The organism is Burkholderia sp. AcTa6-5, from assembly GCF_017815075.1.
In the GTDB taxonomy this organism is placed as follows: Bacteria; Pseudomonadota; Gammaproteobacteria; order Burkholderiales; family Burkholderiaceae; genus Burkholderia; species Burkholderia sola.
In genome coordinates, this window is the sequence record NZ_JAGIQE010000002.1 from 416,944 (window position 1) to 438,698 (window position 21,755).

The window sequence follows — 21,755 nt, forward strand, 5'->3', positions numbered from 1 at the left end:
CCGTAGACTTATCCATGATGACAGACCGACTTTCCCATTTCCGGCGACGTGCGATCCAGGCCGTCGCCTTTGCTGCCGTTTTTTTCCTCGGGGCATGCGATAAGCATCCTGGCGCTATGGCACAGCCGCTTGATCTGTCGAGCCTGCCGAAGCACTACGATACGCTGGGTGTTGGCGCCTCGACCCTGAACTACTCCCCTTGGTACATCCATAAGTGGGGATTTGAGGGACCGGAGGGATCGGGGGTAAGCGGTGGTGGCCCCAACGTATTACCCGTTGAAGCAGACAACAAGCCGTCCGGTGGTGGCGGTGATATGTGCTGCAGCGACATCCCCTCTGTATGGCAGCCGGACCTGAGGCTGACGGTGCGCTGGTTGGTTGACAAGAAGCAGGACGGAAAGACACCGGGGTACTGGTACAAGGCGGAAAACGTTCGGATCCCGAAATACGGAAAAATTATGGGCGGTCTATGGGCGGTCTTTTTGCCGGATGACCGGGTCCGTATCATGGTTGCCGACGGTCAGAAAGGTGACTTAAACGACCCCGGCATACGCCCTCCAGACACCGATCCGTACATTGTGCACGGGGTTTTGGATCAAGAGTGGAATCGGTTATACCGGAATGGAGGGGGCGCAAAATGAGCCTCAGATGGGCGGATCCGATGCCTCAGGGCGGGCGTATAGCGGGTAGTATCACGGCGTTGAGAAAAGGGCGCACGCTGGTGTGCGACGCTCTAATGTCTTGTCCTCAGACACTTCATATCACGCTGTTCTTTGACGGCACGAACAATAACGACGAACAGACAAATCCGTTCCGGGATTCGCTTGTTCACACACATTCCAATGTTGCGCGTCTGTATAACGCGGCACTGGACCGATCAGAAGAAGGGATATTTCGCTTCTATATTGCGGGTGTGGGTACACCGTTCAAGAGTATTGGTGAGCAGACATACTCGACTTCCGGCAAGTCAATGGCATCCGGTTTTGGAAGTCGTTGCGTGTGGGGCTACACAAGAGTACTGAATGCTATATATCGGGCTATTGCTACGGACAAGACGCGAAATCTGATTCCGGATAGCGACGTCCAAAGAGTTTGCACGGAAGTGGCCGATGGTCACAAACTCCCGCTGGTTGGCTACACCGATCGATTGGGTCTCGCTCACAAGCAGGCGATCGACGAGGGGCGATATCCCCAGACGATCAAGCAGATCTGGATCAACGTAATTGGTTTCTCGCGGGGGGCGGCATGCGCACGCGTATTCGTCAACAAGCTGATGAATGAATGGGCACGGGACGGACGGATTGGATATCAGACTGGCAAATATGCGCTGAATTACAAGGTTAACTTCGTCGGTCTTTTCGATACAGTTGCCTCCGTTGGCCCTCCCGACTCGACTCGTGCGACCGTGGACTTTGGCACGTTTGATGGGCACTTCGCGTTTGCTAACGACGGTCGGCTCGATATTCCTAAGGATGTGCGATTCTGTTACCACGCGTTCTCGGTGCACGAGCAGCGTATGAGTTTTCCACTTGATTCAATCCGTAACGGGGACAGCTACGGCGGCGGTATCCGTGACGAGGTGGCTTATCCGGGGGTCCATTCGGACGTGGGTGGCGGCTATGCGCCGTGCGAACAGGGTAAAGGAGGAGCTGCAGCGAAAGCTGGGGACGACAGCTACAAGCTTAGTCAGATCCCGCTGCACGATATGTATTTTAAGGCCGCCTCGTATGGTGTGCCACTGATGGATAGCGATGCGATAAGTAAACGTGCCGATCTGGTCGCCGACTTTGCTCTCGACCAGTCGGTGATCGATGCATTTAACGCTTGGCGAAAGACCGTCGAGAACGTTAACACTGTGGAGGACGCGCTGAAGGTCGGATTGGGCCAGATGTTGGCGTGGCGTACGCTGCGCGCAGACATTGGTAATCCGCAGCGCTATGTTACGGGACAGTCTTTCTTCAAACGCGCGCACGAAGACAAGATGACGCCGCACAAGGTACAGCAGGCGGTTTCAAAGGCGTCGGAAAAGGATTCGACCATGAGTAAGCTCAGGTCGCAATCTCAGTTGCTCCAGGCGAACGCCCTGTCGATGGGAGCGGGATATACGTCGTACATGAGCACGCAAAAGGGACAGGTGACGGCGCTGAACGAAGCCATGGACCGGCGCAACGAGCAGCTGTGCGGTGCGATTGCTCATCCTGGTGTCGCTAACCCGAAACCTGCCCGTCCAGGGGAGGGACCGCTCGATGTTGTGACCAACGATCAGACCGACCTTCGGCAAGGCGCGGAGGAAATGCGACTGCTTCTCGGGTACCTGTATCCGGACCAGTGTGAACGGTGGAAGGTGAAGCGCACGGATCATCGCCCAATAGTGACGCGCGGTGGCGACGTGATCAAGGTGCCACCGACATTTGTCGTCGAACATGATCAGCCCGGGAGTGATTCCCCCTGCGTGACGCTCGCGTATAGCGGAATACTGCTCAACACGGTCTGGTCGACGCTTGTGCAGAATTACCGCGTAGAGGACGATGTTATGGCTGCACCATTACCTGGCGTGGAATCATTCCTGCGCCAGCACACATCTTCCGACGCCGTGAACAAGTTGCCAGTTGGGGCCATCACTCTATTTGATGACTATATACACGATAGTCGCTGTTGGTTTCGAGTGCCGTATTTTCACGAGTACGCGCCCGGTGGGTATGGTTTCCCGCGAGTCGTGTTTGTAGGAGGAGATAAGCGCAAGGCATATCTCGGCCTTGCGTCAAACGCTTCGCAGCTCGACTTGGGTAATGGCAGGACCCAAGCCGGTTGGGCCTGAGGCGGATCGGAAAACAAGCCGATAAACAGGATTGCAGATGGAACTACAAGCTATACCCTCGCAAGCGCGCCTGATGGGGCTGATCGACGCGGCGGTGTGTCCACCGAAAGTGGTGCCTTTGCTGCAGCGTGCTGGCGTACCGTTTCTCTCCGTTTTCGCTGGTCTGCCTGAAGAGGAACTCGGGCCGGCTTCATTATTTTTGGTCTCGGTAGATGACACGGAGGCGGATTGGTTTGTAGAACTCGATCAGCTCGATCGTCAAAGTCCATGCCTGTCCTTGATCTCTAGCCGGGTCGAGATGGATGCGCTCGTCACGCATCTGCAAGCCTTCCTGTTTGCGGATATTGGCGACAACATGACCGCGATGGTCCGGTTCTTTGATCCGCGTAACACGACGGCGGTTTTGAACACGTGGGGAGAGCAGATTCGCGCCATGTTCATGAGCCCTATCGAGCAATGGATGTACCGCGGGCGTCACAAGGAGTGGCAGCACATTGGAAACGAATCGATGGCGAGCGCGAGGATCTGCCGTTCTGTCATGGTTCAGCTTGGGCCGGAGGACGTTAATGCCCTCACGGCGCACACGGAACCCGACGAGATTCTGGCTGCACTGATCGAGTCCGGCGATGTCGACGGAGAGCATACCTACCTTGACCGCTTCGAGGATTTTATTCCTCGTTACCTCCGTGCGGTGCAGTGGGGGATCCGCGAGCCGGGGGATCGCCTTTCGTTCTGTCAGCATACCTATATGTACGGGCAGGATTTCGATCGGCATCGGTTTGTTCATGATTTGCTGATTCAGCGTCAGCAGTCTGATGAGTCGTTTAGTGTCGCTATCACTGGCGTTCCGGAAAGTGTATGGGCCGAGATTGAGCGGATGGGTCCGCACGACGCCGGGAACGCTTCTCAGCCCGTTATGTTATAGGGAGTATGTATGGCATTGCAGATGATCGTGGTCGGTGATGCGACCTCACATGGCGGACGAGTGATCACCGGATCGGAAACACATAGCATCGATGGCAAAAAGATTGCGCGTTTGCACGATCTGGTGGACTGTCCTGAAAAATATCCGGATGGACGACCACATGGAGTTAACAAGATAATCGAGGCGCATCCGACGGTAACGATCGATGGCCAACGCGTTGCGTTGCACGGCCATCATACCGAGTGCGGGTGCACGTTAATTGGCAGTATGACTGCTCGTGTGGGCGATTGAACGATGCGTAGGATCACGTCGGTTGTGTCGAGGTGTGCGATTCACGGACATCGTTTCACTTCTTAAGGTGCCGACAATGTTCGGCGAGGGCCTTGTCGACGCGCCATTCGCGGTGCCGAATTCGCTCTTTCGTTTCGTCGAAGGCACTGCCCACCTCCTCCGCGGGAGGTGGGCTTTCTGTCAGATCAGCGATACGATCGACGGGTGTCTTGCCACCGAGCGAGCCGTGCGGGCGCTGCCAGTTGTAGTCGAACTTCCACTCCTCAATTCGTTGATCGATCGCGTCCTCCGTCGGCGAACGATACGACCAGGATTCGTTGATGTCAGTGAGCTATGATCGTTCTACTTTGCCATTGAGGTGTAGCGAGCGTGGCGGAATAGGTCGGAATTTGATGCACTCGCTCGTCAAACGGCGTTGCACCGGCTCAGCGAAGAACTCGCCGCCTCGGTCGGTTTGGATGCGCTGGATCGAGAACGGCTTTCCTCGATAACGCGATCAAGAAAGAGCAGCATATTTCGGGCAATTCTACGTGGGTAGATCGTCAGTACCCCGGAACCGCGAGCAGTCGTCAATTGGTGTGTGCTGGTACGCACCTCGAGCGATCAATACACTTCAACGACAAGGCGGTCTTGCATATCGAGCGACGCGCCCCGCGCCCCACGACCGCCTCACTCCGTCAGCAGTTCAGCGCCGCGGCGCGACGAGATGCCGACCAACTGCTCGGCGGGCTGCGGCCGCGCGAACAGGAAACCCTGCCCCTGGTGGCAGCCGATCTCCTGCAGGAAGGCCAGCTGCTTGGCCGTCTCGACACCCTCCATCACGACATCCAACCCCAGCGCGCGCCCCATCGCCACGATCGCGCGCACGATCGCGTCGTCCGTGCTGCCCGAGCCGCAGTCCGTGAGGAACGACCGATCGATCTTCAGCGTATCGACGGGCAGATCCTTCAGATACACCAGCGACGAATAGCCCGTGCCGAAATCGTCGATCGCCAGGCTGATTCCCCGCGTCGCCAGTTCGCGCAGCAGGATGCCGATTTCCTCGCGGGTGTTCATCGCCATGCTTTCAAGCAACTCGAGCTGCAGGTATTCGGCCGGCAACGCGGTTTCGCTGAGAATGGTCGTCAGGTCGCTGAGGAAGTGGTCGGTAAAGCACTGCCGTGCCGATACGTTCACCGACACCCGTCCGAACTCGAAGCCCTCGTCGAGCCAGCGGCGCGCCTGTCGGCAGGCTTCGTGCAGCACCCATTTGCCGATCGGGACGATCAGCGCGGATCGCTCCGCCAGCCCGATGAAGTCGCCCGGCGGCACCAGGCCGCGGTGCGGATGCAGCCAGCGCAGCAGCGCTTCCACGCCGACGATCCGGCCGCTCGCCAGATCGTATTGCGGCTGGTAGAACAGGCGGAATTCGTTCTGCTCGAGCGCGCGATGCAATTCGCCGAGCGTCTCCAGTTGCTCGATCGCCGACGACGTCATCTTGCTTTCGAAGAACTGGAACACGTTCCTGCCGCGGCTCTTCGCGCCGTACATGGCCTGGTCCGCGAGCAGGATCAAGTCCTCCGCCGCGGTGCCGTCGTCCGGATAGATGCTGATGCCGATGCTGGGCGTCACGAAGATCTCGCGATCGCCGATATCGATCGCCCGTCCCACTTCGTCCAGCAGCTTGCGCGCGACGCGTCCCACGTCGCGGACGTCGTCGATCTCCTCGAGCACGAGCGCGAATTCGTCGCCGCCCATGCGCGCCACCGTGTCGTTCGCGCGCACATTGGCGACGATGCGTTCGGCGACCATCTTCAGCACCTCGTCGCCGGCGTTGTGGCCGAGCGTATCGTTGATCAGCTTGAAGCGGTCGAGATCGAGGTACATCACCGCGACCTTGCGGCCGAACCGCTTCGCATGGCTGATCGCGTGCGCGAGCCGCTCCTCGAACAACATCCGGTTCGCGAGATTGGTGAGCACGTCGTGCGTGGCGAGGTAACCCAGCCGCTCCTCCGCCTGGCGCCGCTGCGTGATGTCGGAAAAGATCGCCGCGTAGTGAGAGATCTCGCCTGCGCTGTCGCGAATGCTGGTGATCGTCAGGTATTCGAGAAACAGTTCGCCGGTCTTGCGGCGATTCCAGATTTCGCCTTGCCAGTGGCCATCGGTCGTGAGCGAATGCCACAACTGCTTGTAGAAATCGGGCGTCTGGCGCCCGGAACTCAGCAAGCCCGGGTTGCGCCCGATCACTTCATCCTCGCTGTACCCGGTCAGGCGCGTGAACGCCTGGTTGACGCGCTCGATCCGCGCGCGTCGGTCGGTCACCATGATGCCTTCGAGCGCCGATTCGAACACGCGATCCGCCATGCGCAGGTTGAAGCGCGCGAGCCCCAGCGCTTCGTCGCGCTCGCGCAACGCGCTGCGCAGCTCGTTCGCGTATTCGTGCTCGATGCTCTGCAGCACGTCCGCGAAGCAGAGCAGGCCGGTCAGCCTGCCATCGTCGTCCCGGATGCCGACATGCCGCATGTTGTGTTCGGTCATGAAGCGCTGCGCCGCATACAGGCTTTGCCTGGCGGTCAGCATCTGCAGCGGCTTGCTCGCATGGGCGCCGACCGCGCCTTGGGCGCCGCCGTCCGCCAGCAGCCGGACGATGTCGCGTTCGGTCAGGATGCCGTGCTCGCCGTCGTCGTAGCCGACGAGGATCGCATCGAGCCGTTGCGCGCGCATCTGTGCGATGACGTCGTGCAGTCCGGCCTGCTCGGGCACCACGACGGGCGGATGGACGCGGATCGACTCGATCGGCTTCAGGTGCAGGAAAAATTCCGGGCCCTGGTTCACGACGACGTCGGTTTGCGTCAGCACGCCGATCGCGGCGCCATCCCGCACCACCACGAAGTGCCGCACGCCCGACTGCTTGAACTTCATCGCGGCTTCGCCGAGCGGCGTGTCGGCCTCGAGCGTCATCACCGGATGGCTCATCACCTCGCTGACCGGCCGATCGAGCTCGCCCGGATTGTCGCCGGCCGACAGCGCATCGTGCTCGGTCCAGATCCCGACGACCTGTTCCTCCTTCATCACGACGATCGAGCTGCACCGTTCGGCGAACATGCGTCGCGCGGCCTCCCGCACCGGCGTGGCGGGCGCGCAGGACAGAATCTGGCGCGCGACGAGGCGCGCGATCGGAACATCGTAGCTGTTCGGGTACATTCTCTGACCAAGACGAAAAATCCTTGCCGGCGCGCTTCGATCCGGCAACCTTCGGGCGCGCCCGCGCCGGCCGGCAAGGCATGATCTTGCTCGCCTCGACGGGTTGCGCACGCATCGAACTCGCCCACGCGGAATCGATGCCCGGTTGTCCGGCGAAACCGCACGCCGGCGCATCGCCCTCGCACGGGCCGCCGCCCTGAGTTAACGGCAGATTCGGTCAAGAGTTGAGTGCGATGACCCCATTCGGGCCGTACGTCGGCAAGTCGAGCGGCTGCGGGCTGGGCGAGATTGACGGCGCGGCCGTCGCGCCGCCCATTGCAAGGCTTACTGAGGGCGGTATGCGGGTAGCCCGCGCACCTGATCGTCGTACCACGTGGTGGCAGCGAGCCAGAGCGTGGTCAGGTCGTTCGGGGTGAAGATCGGCAACGTATTGCACGCTGCGCGGATGACGTCGAAGTCCCCCGATTCCGCTGCCTCGCTGGCGTTCAAGAGCCAACCCAGCTCGCCATGCCGTTCGAGCAGTGCCCGCCGGATATCGGCGTGAATCGGCGTCGTCGTGACGACGTCCTCGATCGTGCTGCCGAACAGCACATGAACGAGTGAGAACACGCCCGCAATGAACGCGGTAGCGGCGAACCGGTCATCGTCGGGCCGCAGCCGGCCCGCGGCCAGTTCCATGAATCGCGCCCGCGCGCCGCATAGCTGCGCCAGCGGATCGGAGCGCAACGCGTCCAGGCGCTCATCGGCAAACAGGAGCAACTGGGTCCAGCGCGTAATTTGCCGCGTGCCGACCAGCATGATCGCCTCGCGCAGTGACGAAACGGGCTGGCTGAGCCCCACCGCGCTTGAATTGAGCAGCATCAGAAGGGGAATGACGAGATTCGGAATGCGTTTGAGTTCGGCTTCGAGTTCAACGATCTCCGGTTCGCCGCCCAGAAGCACGAGCAGGCGCAGCAGCGCGTCGCGCGATGGCGTGACGCGCCGCGATGTCAGCACCTGCGGTTTCGCGAAGTAGTAGCCTTGAAACAGTTCGAAGCCCGCTTGCATCGCGGCGCCATGGTCCTCCGGCGTTTCGATTTTCTCGGCGACCGACATCTTCCCGTGCTGCTTGACGGTGCCGATCAGTTCGGCAAGGTGCTCGCGCGGACATTCGAGAAAATCGATCTTGACGATATCGACGTAAGGGAGAAATTCGAACAGGCGGGGGGAAACCTCGGAAACATCGTCCAGCGCGAGCCGGTAGCCCGCGCGCCGCAGTTCGCTACAGCGCTTGCAGAGCGCGTCGTCGAACGTCACCGTTTCGAGGATTTCGAGTATGAAGCGTTCATGTGGCAACAACCAGACGATGTCGGACATCAGCACCGTTCGATCGATGTTCACATAGCCCGTGCGATCGCCCAGTGCGGCGGTGAGGCCGATATCCCCGATGAGTCTTCCGATGACCTGCGCGGTGGCGGCAGCGTCATCCGTGATGTGGGCGCGATTGGCTGTCCCCGAGCGGAACAATAGTTCGAATGCGATCAACGCTCCGCTGCGGTCCAGAATCGGTTGCCGCCCGAGGTAGACGTATTCCGGTGCGGCGGCTCTGCCGCCCGACTCCGGTTGATCGTCGGCGGGGCGGGGCGACGGTGCGCTCGTATTCAATCTTGAACGTTCCCTTTGAGTTGAGGTCTCGCGGATGCCAGGCGGGCATCCGTCGCATCCGGGGAGTTCGTTGTGCCGATGACTGACGCCCTCGCCGGCTTCTTCAACGTTCACGAAGATGCGCGCGGCCCTTCCGGGTCGGCGCCGACCCTCGCGGTTTGCTCCACCTGTCAGTTTACTCGCGGCACGGGCGGCCGCCTAGAAGTTGTCCCAGTCCCCCGTCGGGGCGGCTTGCTGCGCCGGAGCGGGCCGCGCGGCGGGCCGATCCAGTACTGACGGGGCTGCGGCTGGATGCGTGTCGGAGGAGCCGCAGTGGTGTGCGTGTCCGGGCGGCTGACTTCGCATCGCGTGCGGCGCCTAGTTTTTCGCCACGGCCTCGGTTTCCGTCGGCGGCCCGCCGGCCGCGTCGTTCCGGCTCCACCCACCCCCGAGCGACCGATACAACGCCACTGCTGCCAGCGCATGCTCGCGCTTGACCTGATTGAGCGAATCCGAATCGCGCAGATACACCTCCTGCGCCGACAGCACGTCCAGAAAGTCGGTCGCGCCGCCCTTATAAAGCTGATTCGCCAGCCCGAGCGCTTTACCTGAAGCCGCCAATGCACTATCGAGCCGCCGCGTCGCCTCATCGGAGCTGACGAGATTCGCGCGCGCATCCTCGACTTCCCGCAGCGCTTGCAGCATCGTCTGCCGCAACCCGAGTTCCGACTCGTGCATCCGGCTTTCGCTCTGCGAGATATCGGCGGTAATCCGCCCCGCATTGAAGATCGGGCTCGTCGCACTCAGCGCCGCGCTGAACAGGTTGTCGGTCAACGTCGGCAACCCGAGATACGAGGCCGCCAGAATTCCGTCCGTCAGGTTCAACGAAAACTTTGGATACCGCTCGGCCTTCGCTACGCCGACTTGCGCCGCACGCCGCTCGACTTGAGCGTAGGCAGTCAGCACATCGGGCCGCCGCAACAATGCTTGCGAAGGCAACGTCCCCGGCGCGCCGACCGGCGGTGCCGGAATCTCGCCGGCTTGCGCCAACACGAGTCGATCGACCGATTCCGGTGTCCGCCCCGAATACACGGCGATCAGATTCAACTGATGCGAAATCTGCGCCTGCGTCGGCGGAATCCTGGCTTCGAGCGCATCGAGCTGGTTCTGCGCGCGGGTCACGTCGAGTTCCGTCGACAGCCCGAACGCCTGCCGCTTGCGCGTGAGTTCGAGCGCACGCTGCCGGATCTTCGCGTTGTCCTGCAGGATCTTCAATTCCTGCTGCGCCCAGCGCAGATCGACATACGCGGATGCCGCATCGGCCGCGAGCGCGAGGCGCATCGCATCCTCTGCATGCTTCTGCCCGACCAACTCCGCTTGAGCGGCCAGCAAATCGAGCCGTTCGCCGCCGAACACATCGGGCGACCAGCTCAGCGCGAGCCCCGCACCCGCCTGCCGCACATAACCGAGCGGCGGCGGCGTGTTCTGCCGCGCGTCGGCCGCATGCGCGGTCGCGTCGAGTTCGGGCAGCAGCACCGCGCGCTTCTGCACGGTCAGCGCCTGCGCCTGCTTCACGCGTTCGGCGGCAGCCTGCAGGTCGAGGTTGCCGTCGAGCACGGTCGCGATCAGCCGGTCGAGCACGGGGTCGTGGAATTGCGCCCACCAGGCGGCGGCGTCGATGTCCGCGCGCGGCACGTCGGTATCCCACGCGGTGGGCGCAAGCGTCTGAACGGATTCGTTCAGCGCCGGATGCCGCGCGGGCTGCACCGCACACCCGGCGGCGAATGCGCTGACGGCCAGCGCGACGAGTAGCTTCTTCATCAGAATTTGCTCCGAGAAACCCCGCCATTGATGGCGGGAAGGAAAGAATTGCTGTTGACAGGCTGCTTCTTCCACGGGTTAGGATCACCGGCATGATCCTTGTCTACCGCTACCGCGTGAAGTCGCTCAACGGACTGCTCAACAAGCAGAGCCGTGCGGTGAACTACGTCTGGAATTTCTGCAACGACACACAGAAGCACGCGCTCAAGTGGGGCAAGAAGTGGCCGACGGGATTCGATCTGAACGTGCTGACGACGGGGAGCAGCAAGGAACTCGGTATTCACTCCGGTACGGTCAACGCGACGTGCGAGCAATACGCGAAGTCGCGCAGCCAGCGCCGTCGGCCCTACCTGCGCTATCGCGGCAGGAAATCGCTGGGCTGGGTGCCGCTGAAGGGGCGTGACCTGAAGCGCGAGGGCGGCGCGTTTCGCTTTGCCGGAAATACTTTTCGGGTGTTCAACAGTCGACCGCTTCCCGAAGGCAAGATCAAGGACGGGACCAACTTTGCGCAGGATGCACGCGGCAACTGGTTCTTGAACATAGCGATCGAGATGCCGGATGTTCAGGCTCGCCCGATCCGTTCCGGTGTGGGCATCGATCTCGGCCTGAAAGACTTCGCCACACTTTCGACCGGCGAGAAGCTGCCCAATGACCGGTTCGGTCGACGAGCGGCGGAAAAGCTGGCGAAAGCGCAGCGAGCGCGAAAGCACAAGCGGCATATCGCGAAGCTGCACGCCAAGGTGGCGAACGCCCGTGCCGATTTCCAACACAAGCTCGCGCTCGATCTGGTGCGGCGTTTCGATTACATCGCGGTTGGCAACGTGTCGGCCGCAAAACTCGCCAGAACCAGGATGGCGAAGAGCGTCTACGACGCATCCTGGTCGTCCTTCCGAAACAAGCTCCGCTACAAAGCGATCGCGCACGGGGCCACGTTCGAGGAAGTGGACGAAAGCGGTTCGACCCAGTCCTGTTCGGCGTGCGGGTCGAAAGACAGCACGACGCGGCCGAAAGGTATCGCGGGACTGCGAATAAGAGAGTGGGCCTGCAGTGACTGTGGTGTCGAGCATGATCGAGATACCAACGCTGCGCTGAACATTCTCCGATGCGGACGTGCATCGCCAGATGTGGGAATCCTCCGCGCTTAGGCGGAGGAGGACGTCAAGATGATGATCCGTGGGCCTCAGTGCGCGTCCGGCGGCGGCGCGTTCAACGTAATGGGTTTGGAAAACACGACGGCAAGCAGCGCGACGACGAAGCACAGCGACAGCGCGTAATACGCATCCGCATAGGTCAGCGTCAGCGCTTCGCGATAGATCAGCCGGTGCAGGTTCGCGAGTCCGGCTTGCGCGGTATTCAGCGTATTGCCGGCCACCGATCCCCAGTACGCGGCCTGGCGATCGAGCAGCGACGCGACCTGCGGTTCGCCGGCGCTCACGTGCTCGTTCAGCCGCAGGTAATGAAAATTCAGCCGGTCGTTGAGCATCGTCGCGCTTACCGCGATACCGATCGCCCCGCCGAGGTTGCGCATCAGGTTGAACAGCCCGCTCGCCGATTTCAGCCGCGACTGCGGCAGCGAGCCGAGCGCCATCGTCACGATCGGCGGCACGCTGAACTGCTGGCCGATACCGCGCAGCGCCTGCGGCAGCAGCAGTTCCCGCCAGCCCCAGTCGTGCGTGATCGGCGTGTACAGGTAGCAGCCGAGGCCGAAGCAGATCAGCCCGAACACGAGCAGCGCACGCATGCTGACGTAGCGCGCGGCGAACGCATACGCGCACAGCGCGATCAACTGGAACGCGCCGACCGACAGCAGCGCGATGCCGATCTGCAGCGAGCTGAACGCCCGCACCTGCGCGAGAAACAGCGGCGTGAGGAACACGGTCACGAAAATCCCGATGCCGGTCACGAACGACAGCAGGCTGCCGATCCCGAAATTGCGCACGGCGAGCGCGCGCAGGTCGACGATCGGATCTTTCGCGGTCAGCGCGTGCACGATGAACAGGAAGCCGCAGATGCCGGAGATCCACGCGCAGATCACGATCGCATCGTCGCCGAACCAGTTCTTGCGCGGGCCTTCCTCGAGCACGTATTCGAGGCAGCCGAGGAAGCCCGACATCAGCATGATGCCGAGATAGTCGCCGCGTTTGATGAGGCTGAGATCGGGCGCGTCGATGTGCACGTAGCGCGGCACGAGCGCAGCCACCGCGATGCCCGGCACGAGGTTCAGGTAGAACAGCCAGTGCCACGACCATTGGTCGGTGATCCAGCCGCCGATCACGGGGCCGATCGCCGGCGCGAGCGACGCGAGCGCGCCGATGGTCGTCGACGCGATCAGCCGCTGCCTGCCGGGGAACAGCACGAACGCGGTGGTGAACACGGTCGGGATCATCGCGGCGCCGAGCGCGCCCTGCAGGCCGCGGAACAGGATCATCGAGTTGATGTCCCACGCGAGCCCGCACAGCATGCTGGTGATCGTGAAACCGACGGCGGATGCGACGAACAGCCAGCGCGTCGACATCACCTTCGACAGCCAGCCCGACATCGGGATCACGATGATCTCGGCGATCAGGTACGCGGTCTGCACCCACGACAATTCGTCCTGGCTCGCCGACAGCCCGCCGCCGATGTCGCGCAGCGACGACGCGACGATCTGGATGTCGAGCGTCGCCATGAAGAAGCCGACGCACATCAGCGCGAACGCGAACACGCGCTGCCTGGTCGGTTGCGACGCGGGGTCGCCGGAAAACGCGGTGGTCATCGTCGGCTCCCGCTCAGTGCTGGTGGTCGGTATGCACGGTCACGACCGCGGAGAGCCCGGGGCGCAGCACGTGCTCGATGCCCGGCTGCGGATCGAGATGCACGCGCACGGGCACGCGCTGGACGATCTTCGTGAAGTTGCCGGTCGCGTTCTCGGGCGGCAGCACGCTGAAGGTCGCGCCGGTCGCGGGGGCGAGGCTGTCGACGCGGCCATGCAGGCGCGTGCTCGACGCATCGAGCGCGACGTCGACGCGGTCGCCCGCGCGCATCTTGCGAAGCTGGTCTTCCTTGAAGTTCGCGTCGATCCACAGGCCGGAGGCCGGCACGACGGTCAGCAGCGGCACGCCGACGTTCGCGAGCATCCCGACGCGGCCCGTGCGGTTGCCGACGTAGCCGTCGACCGGCGAGCGGATCGTCGTGTATTCGACGTTGAGCGCCGCGACGCGCTGCGCGGCGAGCGCGGTGTTCACGCGGGCCCGCGCATCGGCGAGCTGCGCGCCGAGCACGTCGAGCTGGCGCTTCGACGCGAGCAGCGCGGCGTCGCTGCGTTCGACGGCCGCGCCGGCCTTCGAATAATCGGCGTCCGCGCGCTCGACGATCTGGTTCGATACGGCGTCCGACTTCACGAGCTCGCGGTAGCGCACGCGGTCCGATGCGGCGCGCGTCAGTTCGGCGGACGACGCGTTCTTGTCCGCCGCGTGCTGGCCGATCACCGCGAATTGCAGTTGCTGCTTCGCTTCGAGTTCGGTCACGGCGGAGCGCGCGCTGTCGACTTCGGCGCTGGCCTGCGCGAGCTTCGCGTCGTAGTCGCGCGCATCGAGCTGCACGAGCACGTCGCCGGCCTTCACGCGCTGGTTGTCGGTCACGAGAATCTTGTCGACGAAGCCGTTGACCTTCGGCGCGAGCACCGTCACGTCGCCGCCGACATACGCGTCGTCGGTGCTTTCCTGAAAGCGCAGCACGAACAGCCAGTCGAGCGCGGCGGCCGCGACCACGACGACGACGGCGCCCACCGCGATGCGCATCCACGGCACGCGGCGTCGTTGCTTCGCGGGCCGCTCGGTTGTGGCTGCTTCGCGTGACGAGGCAGCGGCTTGGGTCGTATCCATCGATTCACCTATGTATATGCACTAATCAAAGCGATCGACGACGTCGTGCCGATCGGGAAAAGGGTTAGCGTTCCGGCAGGTTGTGCGTGATCCGGAACAATTCGTCTCTGAGGCGGGCCGCCTGCGTCGACCCGAAGCACCGCTCGAACGCTTCCTGTGCGGCGAGCCAGTGCACGTGCGCGTCGGCGACCTTCGTTTCGCCGTGTGCGGTCAGTGCAAACGTCTGACCGCGACATGGCGGCTCGATCCGCCCCGTCACCAGCGCCGCGCCGACGAGCGGCTTGAGCGCGCGCAGCAGCGCGGTGCGTTCGATCACCAGCACGTTCGACAGCGTCGCCATCGTCAGGCCGGGCCGCTCGCGCAGCAGCGCGAGGATGCTGTATTGCGACGGCGTCACGCCCGCTCGCGACAGGTAACGCTCGTAGAACTGCGAGATCCGCCGGGCGGCTTGCCGGACCGCGAAGCAATCGTCATCGGTGAGCGTGGTCTTGTGCATGTGCACATGTTAGGGGGCGGGACGGCGTGAAGCGAGCGGCGGGACAGGATCAGATTGGTGTCGTGGCTGTACCAATCGGCGTCGGAACGGCGCGCTCGCGCCCGGTCACGCCGCCGCGGGAACGATCCAGCCTTCGCGGTCGCAGTACGCGGCCGTGTAGTCGATGAACGCCTTCACCTTCGCGGGCAGCAGCGCGCGGTTCGCGTACGCGAGCTTGATTTCGACGAACGCATCGACGAGATCGGCGTCTTCCAGCAGCTGCACGAGCGCGCCCGACGCGAGTTGGGCCTCGACGAGCGTTTTCGGGACGACGCCGATGCCGAAGTCGTGCATCACCATTTCGCGGTTGAAGACGGGGCTGTTCGACGAGATGTCGAAGCGGAACGGCACGGTGAGCATGTTGCCGTCGACACGGAACGACAGCGCCGGCCGGCGCAGCGACGGCGAGATCGGCACGAACGGATGATTGGCGAGGTCGGCCGGCGTCTCGGGGCGCGCATGCGCTTGCAGATATGCAGGCGTCGCGACGATCACGACCGGAATGCGCTCGACCAGCCGCACGACGGTCGATTCGCTCGTCAGCATGTACGGCACGACGATGCCGATGTCGTAGCCTTCGCCGACCAGATCGACCGGGCGCTCGGTCAGCGTGACGTCGAGGCGCACGTTCGGATGCGCGCGCTTGAAGCCGGCGATCAGCGGCACGAGCCGGTTCAGCGCGGCCGTCGTATGCGCGACGAGGCGCAGCAGGCCCTCGGGCTCGCGCGTGTGCGTCTGCGCTTCCACTTCGAGCGCGTCGAGTTCGTCGAGCACGGCCGCGCACCGCTCATAGATGCGCTCGGCCGTTTCGGTCAGCGACACCTGGCGCGTGGTCCGGTGCAGCAGCCGGCTGCCGAAACGCGCCTCCAGATCCGCGACCGCGCGCGAGACGACCGGCCGCGCGAGGCCGTGCATGTCGGCGGCTCGCGTGAAGCTGCGCATCTCCACCACCGACCGGAAGATGCGCAGCTTGTCGATGTAGTCCATGTCCGTCTCCTTGACGCGATGGCCGGCCCCGGCCATGTTACGGCGGAGTGTACATTGACTTTATGCATATGCACATATAGATTCGACGACATGAACGACATGAACGACATGAACGACATGAACGACATGAACGACATGAACGACATTCCGATTTCCGAGGCGTGCAACTGCCTCGCGCTGCGTCAGGCGGCGCGCTTCGTCACGCAACTGTACGAGCGCCATCTGGCCCCGGTTGGCGTCACGCCCGCCCAGTTCTCGATCATGGTGAACCTCAAACGCCGGCCCGGCCTGCTGATGAGCGAACTCGCCGATGCGCTCGTGATGGATCGCACGACCTTGCTGCGTGCGCTGAAGCCGTTGCAGCGCGACGGTTTCGTCGCGACGGCGGCATCCGAGCACGATGCGCGTGCGCATGCGCTCCATCTCACGAAGCTCGGCGAGCGCACGTTCGCGCGGGCGTTGGTCGCGTGGCAGGCCGCGCAGGACGAATTCGACACCCAGTTCGGCCGCGACCGCGCGAAGGCGTTGCGCGCGGAGCTGTTCAGCCTGACGGCGGAACGTTAGGCGAGGGGCGGGCGGGTCGGTGTGGCGGTCAACTGGTGCGGAACGCAAGCCATTGGCCGCCGCCGAAGCTTCCTGTTGTGAAAATTGGTTTTTATGATGCCCGGTTTTGTCCCAATCTGGACAGTTTTTGTTTCCAGTTGTAGAGTCCTCTGACGGAATTCAAGAGCCGGCGGCGGCCGCTGGCACGCGTCACGAGGAGCAACCGATGCTGCAGTTGAGTGACCGCGACGACGCAATGTTGCGCGGGGATTTCGGGCACGGCGTCGCCCGCGCGATGCGGATCGTCGCGCGCACCGCGCAAGTGATGTCCGCGCCGCACCTGATCGACATTACGTCTGCCCATATCGACGGCTGTCTGTATCACGGCCAGACGAGCCTCGACTTCGTCGACTATTTCGTCGACACGGGCGCGAAGGTCGCGGTGCCGACCACGTTGAACGTCGGCTCGCTCGACCTGATCCATCCCGAGCTGTACCACGGCGACCGCACGATCCAGCGCGATGCGCAGCGCCTGATGGACGCGCACTTGCTGCTCGGCTGCGAATCGAGCTTCACGTGCGCGCCGTATCAACTGAAGCATCGTCCCGCGCTGGGCGAGCAGATCGCGTGGGCCGAATCGAATGCGATCGTGTTCGCGAATTCGGTGTTGGGCGCGCGCACGAGCCGCTACGGCGATTTTCTCGACCTGGCCGCCGCGATCACCGGGCGCGCGCCGTATGCGGGGCTGCATGTCGATGCGAACCGCGCCGCGCGAATCGTGTTCAACGCGCCGGATTTCACCGGCCTGCCGTCGCGCGACATCTATTTCGCCGCGCTCGGTCTGGCGGTCGGCAAGATCGCGGGCGCGGTCGTGCCGGCGATCGTCGGGCTGCCGGCCGACACCACCGAGGACGAACTCAAGGCGCTCGGCGCGGCCGCCGCGTCGAGCGGGGCCGTTGCGCTGTTCCATGCGGTCGGCGTGACGCCCGAGGCGCCGACGCTCGACGCCGCGTTGCACGGGCGCGCAGCGCTTCGCACGATCGACATCACGATGGCCGATCTCGACGAGATTCGCCGCACGCTGAATCACGGCGCGGCCGGCGACGCGCTGGTCGCGGTCGCGCTCGGCACACCGCATTTCTCGCTGGCCGAATTCCGCACGCTCGACACGTTGCTCGACGCGTTCGACGGCAAGCCGGCCTGCGATTTCTACGTGAACACGAGCCGCTTCATTCTGTGGGAGCTGGGGCAAGCCGGCCTCGCGGAGAAATTCGCCGCGCGCGGCGTGCAGATCGTCGTCGATACCTGCACGTACATCACGCCGGTGATGAAGCGGTTGTCGGGGCTGGTGATGACCAACTCGGGGAAATGGGCGTCGTATGCGCCCGCGAACATCGGCGTGACGGTCGCGTACGGCAGCATGCGCGAATGCGTGCGGTCCGCGTACGAAGGCAAGGTGCGATTCGATGACTGAAACGACGGGCACATTCTTGACGGGCGACACGCTCGTGCCGGGCAGCGCGTGTGCGCGACCTTTCGTGCTCGAGAAGCCGCTCAGCTTCTGGGGCGGCTACGACTCGGGCGCGGGCAGGATCGTCGATCGCGGGCATCCGCAGGCCGGCGCGAGCCTCGCCGGCAAGGTGATGGTGATGCCGCACGCGAAGGGATCGAGTTCGAGCAGCAGCGTGCTCGCGGAAGCGGTGCGCAACGGCACCGGGCCGGTCGGGATCGTGCTGAAGGAGCGCGACCTGATCATCTCGATCGGCGCGATCGTGGCAGCGGAGCTGTATGCGATCGCGGTGCCGGTGGTGTGCGTGAGCGATGACGTGTACGACGCGATCGCCGCCGCAACGGGCGACGTGCGGATCGAGGCGGGCGAGGGGGACGGCGGCGCGCGGGTTTATATCGGGCGCTGATACGTCGCGCACGTCATTCGCGTCCCGCCCCCGCAGCCGCTTCCCGAAACGCGCTCGGCGTCTGCCCGGCCCAGCGCCGGAACGCGCGCGTGAAATTCGCCGGGTCGGTGAATTGCAGCCGCTCGGCGATCGTTTTCAGGTCGAGATCGGACGCGGTAAGCAACTGCTTTGCATCGCGAAACCGCGCTTCATCGAGTAACTGCCGATAGCTCGACCCGGCTTCCTCCAGCCGGCGCCGCAGCGTGCGCGTCGACACGAGCAGCGCATCGGCGAGCGTATCCGGCCCCGGATAATCGCCGGCGGCGCGCGCCAGTTCCGCGCGAACGCGCTCGACCAGATCGCCTTCCTCCTGCCGCACCTGCGCATATTCGCGCTCGACCTGCACGAGCGCCTGCCGGTGCGCGACTTCGTCGGCGAGCGGCAGCGGCCAGTCGAGCACGTCGTGCGCGATCCATAGCGCATTGGCCGCACAGCCGAATTCGACCGGTGGCAACGTATCGCGATAGCGCGCGAAATACGCGGGCTCCGGCCACGCGAATTGCAGCCTGATCGGCGGTGACGTGCGCCCGGACCATTGCGAGATGTTCTGCGCGAGCCCCGTCAGCACGAATTCGAACATCACGTGATGCTGCAGCACGGGGTTTGCCTGCACGCCGTGCAGTTCGAGCGTCGCGCCACGCTCGTCTTCCGCATAGGTCAGCCGGTACTGGCGATTGCGCATCCGGAAGTAGCGCTGCGTGACGAACAGCGCGTCGCGGATGTCCCGCGCGGTCAGCGTCGCGTAGCCGAGAAAGCCGTGCACGGTCGGTTTCAGCAGCAGCCCGAACGCGAGCCCGATGCCCGGATCGCCGCCGATTTCGATCGCGTTGAGCACGAGCCGCCCCCATTGCGACGGCGCGACGCGCGCGTCCGGTTCGGCCAGCACCGCGTCGCGCAGGCCGGTGCCGGCGCGCACGGCGGCGAGATCGACGCCGCGAGCGGCCAGCGCCTGCAGCAGCAGGCGCGTATAGGCGACCGGAATCGTTGGCCGGCGCAGCCCGAGGCGATCCTTGCGAGACGGGGAAGTCATGTCGATTTGGCCAGAAATGACAAGCATTATGGCTGTTTGCCCCCTCACGTTCAAGGCGGCGCACGCCTACGATGGCAGGCATCGCTTCTTGCCCGAATCATCATGACGACACCCTTTCCCCACCTGCTCGCACCGCTCGATCTCGGTTTCACGACGCTGAGGAATCGTGTGCTGATGGGCTCGATGCACACCGGCCTCGAGGACAGCCGCAAGACGCTGCCGCGCCTCGCCGAATATTTCGCCGAGCGCGCGCGCGGCGGGGTCGGCCTGATCGTGACGGGCGGCTTCGCGCCGAACGTGGCCGGCTGGACCAAGCCGTTCGGCGGCACGCTGATGACGTCGGCCGCCGCGCGCCGGCATCGCGAGATCACCGGCGCCGTGCATGCGGAGGACGGCAAGATCGCGCTGCAGATCCTGCATACGGGCCGCTACGGTTACCACCCGTTCGCGGTCGCGCCGTCGAAGATCAAGTCGCCGATTTCGCCGTTCGCGCCGCATGAGCTGAGCGCGCGCGGCGTGGAGCGACAGATCCGTGCGTTCGTGCGCTGCGCGACGCTCGCCCGCGAAGCCGGTTACGACGGCGTCGAGATCATGGGCTCCGAGGGCTACCTGATCAACCAGTTCATCTCGATGCATACGAACAAGCGCAGCGACCAGTGGGGCGGGGCGTACGAGAACCGCATCCGCTTGCCGATCGAGATCATCGAGCGCACGCGCGAAGCGGTCGGCCGCGACTTCATCCTGATCTACCGGCTGTCGATGCTCGACCTGATTCCGGACGGCAGCGACTGGAGCGAAACCGTGCAGCTCGCGAAGGCGGTCGAGCGCGCGGGCGCGACGATCATCAACACGGGGATCGGCTGGCACGAGGCGCGCGTGCCGACGATCGCGACGTCGGTGCCGCGCGGCGCGTTCGCGTGGGTGACGAAGAAGATGAAGGGCGAGGTCGGCATCCCGCTCGTGACGACCAACCGGATCAATCGGCCCGAAGTGGCCGAGCAGATTCTCGCGGACGGTTGCGCGGACATGGTGTCGATGGCGCGCCCGCTGCTCGCGGATGCCGAGTTCGTCGTCAAGGCCGCGCAGGGGCGGGCCGACGAGATCAACACCTGCATCGGCTGCAACCAGGCGTGCCTCGATCACGCGTTCAAGAACAAGATTGCGTCGTGCCTGCTGAATCCGCGTGCGTGCCACGAGACGGAGCTGAAATACACGCCCGCACCGCAGCCGAAGCGGATCGCGGTGGTCGGCGCGGGGCCGGCCGGGCTCGCATGCTCGACGGTGCTCGCGCAGCGCGGCCATCAGGTCGACCTGTTCGACGGCGCGGCCGAGATCGGCGGCCAGTTCAACATGGCGAAGCGGATTCCGGGCAAGGAGGAGTTTCACGAAGCGCTGAGCTACTTCGGCCGGCAGGTCGAGTTGACCGGCGTGAAGCTGCACCTGAACCGTCGCGTCGACGCGAGCGACCTGATCGCGGGCGGCTACGACGAGATCGTGCTCGCAACCGGCGTCGCGCCGCGCGACCCGAAGATTCCGGGGCAGGACGGGCCGAACGTACTCAGCTATATCGACGTGCTCGCGGGCAAACAGCCGGTCGGGCGGCGGGTCGCGGTGGTGGGCGCGGGCGGGATCGGCTTCGATGTCGCCGAGTATCTGGTGCAGGACGGTGAATCGCCGGCACTCGATCTGGACGAATGGAAGGTCGAGTGGGGCGTGACCGACCCTGCCGCGACGCGCGGCGGCGTGACGCGTGCGCAGGTGTCGGCGCCGGCGCGGGAAGTGACGCTGTTGCAGCGCAAGGCCGCGCCGCTCGGCAAGGGGCTCGGCAAGACGACCGGCTGGATTCACCGTGCGACGCTGAAGATGAAGCAGGTGAAGATGGTCGGCGGCGTGAACTACGAGCGGATCGATGCGCGCGGGCTGCATGTGTCGTACGGCGAGCAGCGCACCGATCACGAACTGATCGAAGTCGACACGATCGTGCTCTGCACCGGGCAAGAGCCGCAGCGCGCGTTGCTCGCGCCGCTGCAGGCGGCCGGTCGCTCGGTGCACCTGATCGGCGGCGCGGAACTGGCCGCCGAACTCGATGCGAAGCGCGCGATCGCTCAGGGCGCGCGGCTCGCGGCGCGGTTGTAACCGGCGGGCGCTGCGATGGTCGTTCGGACGGTCGTCGCGTCGCGA

Annotated in this window: 17 protein-coding genes and 1 pseudogene; 9 read left to right on the forward strand and 9 right to left on the reverse strand. The window is 64.1% G+C overall.

The genetic code is table 11. The features are described from left to right. Positions 1-14 precede the first annotated feature (14 nt). From J8I33_RS04710 to J8I33_RS04725, 4 genes are read left to right on the forward strand one after another with little or no spacing between them, the layout of a single operon-like run. Complete coding sequence (locus tag J8I33_RS04710) at positions 15-641, forward strand: DUF3304 domain-containing protein (RefSeq protein WP_050017852.1); 627 nt, start codon at positions 15-17, stop codon at positions 639-641. Then, the gene (locus tag J8I33_RS04715) at positions 638-2,818 is read left to right on the forward strand and encodes a DUF2235 domain-containing protein (RefSeq protein WP_209933523.1); all 2,181 of its coding nucleotides are present in this window, start codon (positions 638-640) and stop codon (positions 2,816-2,818) included. Before J8I33_RS04710 ends, J8I33_RS04715 begins: the two co-directional genes overlap by 4 nt. A gap of 37 nt (positions 2,819-2,855) precedes the next feature. Further along, a complete protein-coding gene (locus J8I33_RS04720; protein ID WP_124595203.1) occupies positions 2,856-3,743 on the forward strand; it encodes a DUF4123 domain-containing protein in 888 nt (295 codons plus the stop codon). 9 nt (positions 3,744-3,752) lie between these two features. Then, positions 3,753-4,034 carry a PAAR domain-containing protein gene (locus tag J8I33_RS04725; RefSeq protein ID WP_077179869.1) on the forward strand — a complete coding sequence of 94 codons (282 nt, stop codon included), beginning with the start codon at positions 3,753-3,755 and terminating at the stop codon, positions 4,032-4,034. A gap of 70 nt (positions 4,035-4,104) precedes the next feature. On the opposite strand, the pseudogene J8I33_RS04730 reads toward J8I33_RS04725, so the two are convergent. The 4 genes and pseudogenes from J8I33_RS04730 to J8I33_RS04745 all read right to left on the reverse strand — a co-directional run. Further along, positions 4,105-4,647, reverse strand: a pseudogene (locus tag J8I33_RS04730) (integrase core domain-containing protein); the annotation flags it as partial. Positions 4,648-4,703: 56 nt separating this feature from the next. Beyond that, complete coding sequence (locus tag J8I33_RS04735; protein ID WP_176015471.1) at positions 4,704-7,217, reverse strand: EAL domain-containing protein; 2,514 nt, start codon at positions 7,215-7,217, stop codon at positions 4,704-4,706. Positions 7,218-7,541: 324 nt separating this feature from the next. Further along, complete coding sequence (locus J8I33_RS04740; protein ID WP_209933530.1) at positions 7,542-8,861, reverse strand: EAL domain-containing protein; 1,320 nt, start codon at positions 8,859-8,861, stop codon at positions 7,542-7,544. Positions 8,862-9,218: 357 nt separating this feature from the next. Next, entirely contained in the window at positions 9,219-10,661 is a 1,443-nt protein-coding gene (locus tag J8I33_RS04745) for an efflux transporter outer membrane subunit (protein WP_209924701.1), read from the reverse strand. Positions 10,662-10,753: 92 nt separating this feature from the next. Between J8I33_RS04745 and J8I33_RS04750 the strand changes: the two genes are divergently transcribed. Beyond that, the gene (locus J8I33_RS04750) at positions 10,754-11,806 is read left to right on the forward strand and encodes an RNA-guided endonuclease TnpB family protein (RefSeq protein ID WP_209924702.1); all 1,053 of its coding nucleotides are present in this window, start codon (positions 10,754-10,756) and stop codon (positions 11,804-11,806) included. A gap of 35 nt (positions 11,807-11,841) precedes the next feature. Here the strand turns inward: J8I33_RS04750 and J8I33_RS04755 are convergent, their stop codons facing one another. From J8I33_RS04755 to J8I33_RS04770, 4 genes are all read right to left on the reverse strand, one after another. Beyond that, positions 11,842-13,416: a DHA2 family efflux MFS transporter permease subunit gene (locus J8I33_RS04755; protein WP_209933535.1), complete on the reverse strand. Its 1,575-nt coding sequence runs from the start codon at positions 13,414-13,416 to the stop codon at positions 11,842-11,844. Positions 13,417-13,429: 13 nt separating this feature from the next. Beyond that, the gene (locus tag J8I33_RS04760) at positions 13,430-14,524 is read right to left on the reverse strand and encodes an HlyD family secretion protein (RefSeq protein ID WP_050017860.1); all 1,095 of its coding nucleotides are present in this window, start codon (positions 14,522-14,524) and stop codon (positions 13,430-13,432) included. A gap of 64 nt (positions 14,525-14,588) precedes the next feature. Continuing rightward, positions 14,589-15,020: a MarR family winged helix-turn-helix transcriptional regulator gene (locus J8I33_RS04765; protein ID WP_011548253.1), complete on the reverse strand. Its 432-nt coding sequence runs from the start codon at positions 15,018-15,020 to the stop codon at positions 14,589-14,591. A gap of 105 nt (positions 15,021-15,125) precedes the next feature. Beyond that, positions 15,126-16,046, reverse strand: coding sequence for a LysR family transcriptional regulator (locus J8I33_RS04770; protein WP_050017861.1), 921 nt, complete (start codon positions 16,044-16,046; stop codon positions 15,126-15,128). 135 nt (positions 16,047-16,181) lie between these two features. Between J8I33_RS04770 and J8I33_RS04775 the strand changes: the two genes are divergently transcribed. From J8I33_RS04775 to J8I33_RS04785, 3 genes are all read left to right on the forward strand, one after another. Then, positions 16,182-16,610 (forward strand): MarR family winged helix-turn-helix transcriptional regulator, encoded by a 429-nt coding sequence (locus tag J8I33_RS04775; protein WP_050017862.1) that lies wholly within the window; start codon positions 16,182-16,184, stop codon positions 16,608-16,610. Between the two features lie 205 nt (positions 16,611-16,815). Further along, positions 16,816-18,063, forward strand: a complete 1,248-nt coding sequence (locus tag J8I33_RS04780; RefSeq protein ID WP_209933540.1) for an aconitase X — start codon at positions 16,816-16,818, stop codon at positions 18,061-18,063. Then, on the forward strand, positions 18,056-18,505 hold the full coding sequence (locus J8I33_RS04785) for a DUF126 domain-containing protein (RefSeq protein WP_209924705.1): 450 nt from the start codon (positions 18,056-18,058) through the stop codon (positions 18,503-18,505). Before J8I33_RS04780 ends, J8I33_RS04785 begins: the two co-directional genes overlap by 8 nt. 13 nt (positions 18,506-18,518) lie before the next feature. Here the strand turns inward: J8I33_RS04785 and J8I33_RS04790 are convergent, their stop codons facing one another. Continuing rightward, a complete protein-coding gene (locus tag J8I33_RS04790; RefSeq protein ID WP_124681446.1) occupies positions 18,519-19,601 on the reverse strand; it encodes an AraC family transcriptional regulator in 1,083 nt (360 codons plus the stop codon). A gap of 75 nt (positions 19,602-19,676) precedes the next feature. Between J8I33_RS04790 and J8I33_RS04795 the strand changes: the two genes are divergently transcribed. Beyond that, positions 19,677-21,710 carry an NADPH-dependent 2,4-dienoyl-CoA reductase gene (locus tag J8I33_RS04795; RefSeq protein WP_209933546.1) on the forward strand — a complete coding sequence of 678 codons (2,034 nt, stop codon included), beginning with the start codon at positions 19,677-19,679 and terminating at the stop codon, positions 21,708-21,710. Positions 21,711-21,755: the final 45 nt, after the last annotated feature.

Bases quoted from the DNA above. Each gene is read 5' to 3' on its own strand.
- J8I33_RS04710 (WP_050017852.1), top strand. From the start codon at position 15: ATGATGACAGACCGACTTTCCCATTTCCGGCGACGTGCGATCCAGGCC.
- J8I33_RS04715 (WP_209933523.1), top strand. From the start codon at position 638: ATGAGCCTCAGATGGGCGGATCCGATGCCTCAGGGCGGGCGTATAGCG.
- J8I33_RS04720 (WP_124595203.1), top strand. From the start codon at position 2,856: ATGGAACTACAAGCTATACCCTCGCAAGCGCGCCTGATGGGGCTGATC.
- J8I33_RS04725 (WP_077179869.1), top strand. From the start codon at position 3,753: ATGGCATTGCAGATGATCGTGGTCGGTGATGCGACCTCACATGGCGGA.
- J8I33_RS04735 (WP_176015471.1), bottom strand. From the start codon at position 7,217: ATGTACCCGAACAGCTACGATGTTCCGATCGCGCGCCTCGTCGCGCGC.
- J8I33_RS04745 (WP_209924701.1), bottom strand. From the start codon at position 10,661: ATGAAGAAGCTACTCGTCGCGCTGGCCGTCAGCGCATTCGCCGCCGGG.
- J8I33_RS04750 (WP_209924702.1), top strand. From the start codon at position 10,754: ATGATCCTTGTCTACCGCTACCGCGTGAAGTCGCTCAACGGACTGCTC.
- J8I33_RS04755 (WP_209933535.1), bottom strand. From the start codon at position 13,416: ATGACCACCGCGTTTTCCGGCGACCCCGCGTCGCAACCGACCAGGCAG.
- J8I33_RS04760 (WP_050017860.1), bottom strand. From the start codon at position 14,524: ATGGATACGACCCAAGCCGCTGCCTCGTCACGCGAAGCAGCCACAACC.
- J8I33_RS04765 (WP_011548253.1), bottom strand. From the start codon at position 15,020: ATGCACAAGACCACGCTCACCGATGACGATTGCTTCGCGGTCCGGCAA.
- J8I33_RS04770 (WP_050017861.1), bottom strand. From the start codon at position 16,046: ATGGACTACATCGACAAGCTGCGCATCTTCCGGTCGGTGGTGGAGATG.
- J8I33_RS04775 (WP_050017862.1), top strand. From the start codon at position 16,182: ATGAACGACATTCCGATTTCCGAGGCGTGCAACTGCCTCGCGCTGCGT.
- J8I33_RS04780 (WP_209933540.1), top strand. From the start codon at position 16,816: ATGCTGCAGTTGAGTGACCGCGACGACGCAATGTTGCGCGGGGATTTC.
- J8I33_RS04785 (WP_209924705.1), top strand. From the start codon at position 18,056: ATGACTGAAACGACGGGCACATTCTTGACGGGCGACACGCTCGTGCCG.
- J8I33_RS04790 (WP_124681446.1), bottom strand. From the start codon at position 19,601: ATGCTTGTCATTTCTGGCCAAATCGACATGACTTCCCCGTCTCGCAAG.
- J8I33_RS04795 (WP_209933546.1), top strand. From the start codon at position 19,677: ATGACGACACCCTTTCCCCACCTGCTCGCACCGCTCGATCTCGGTTTC.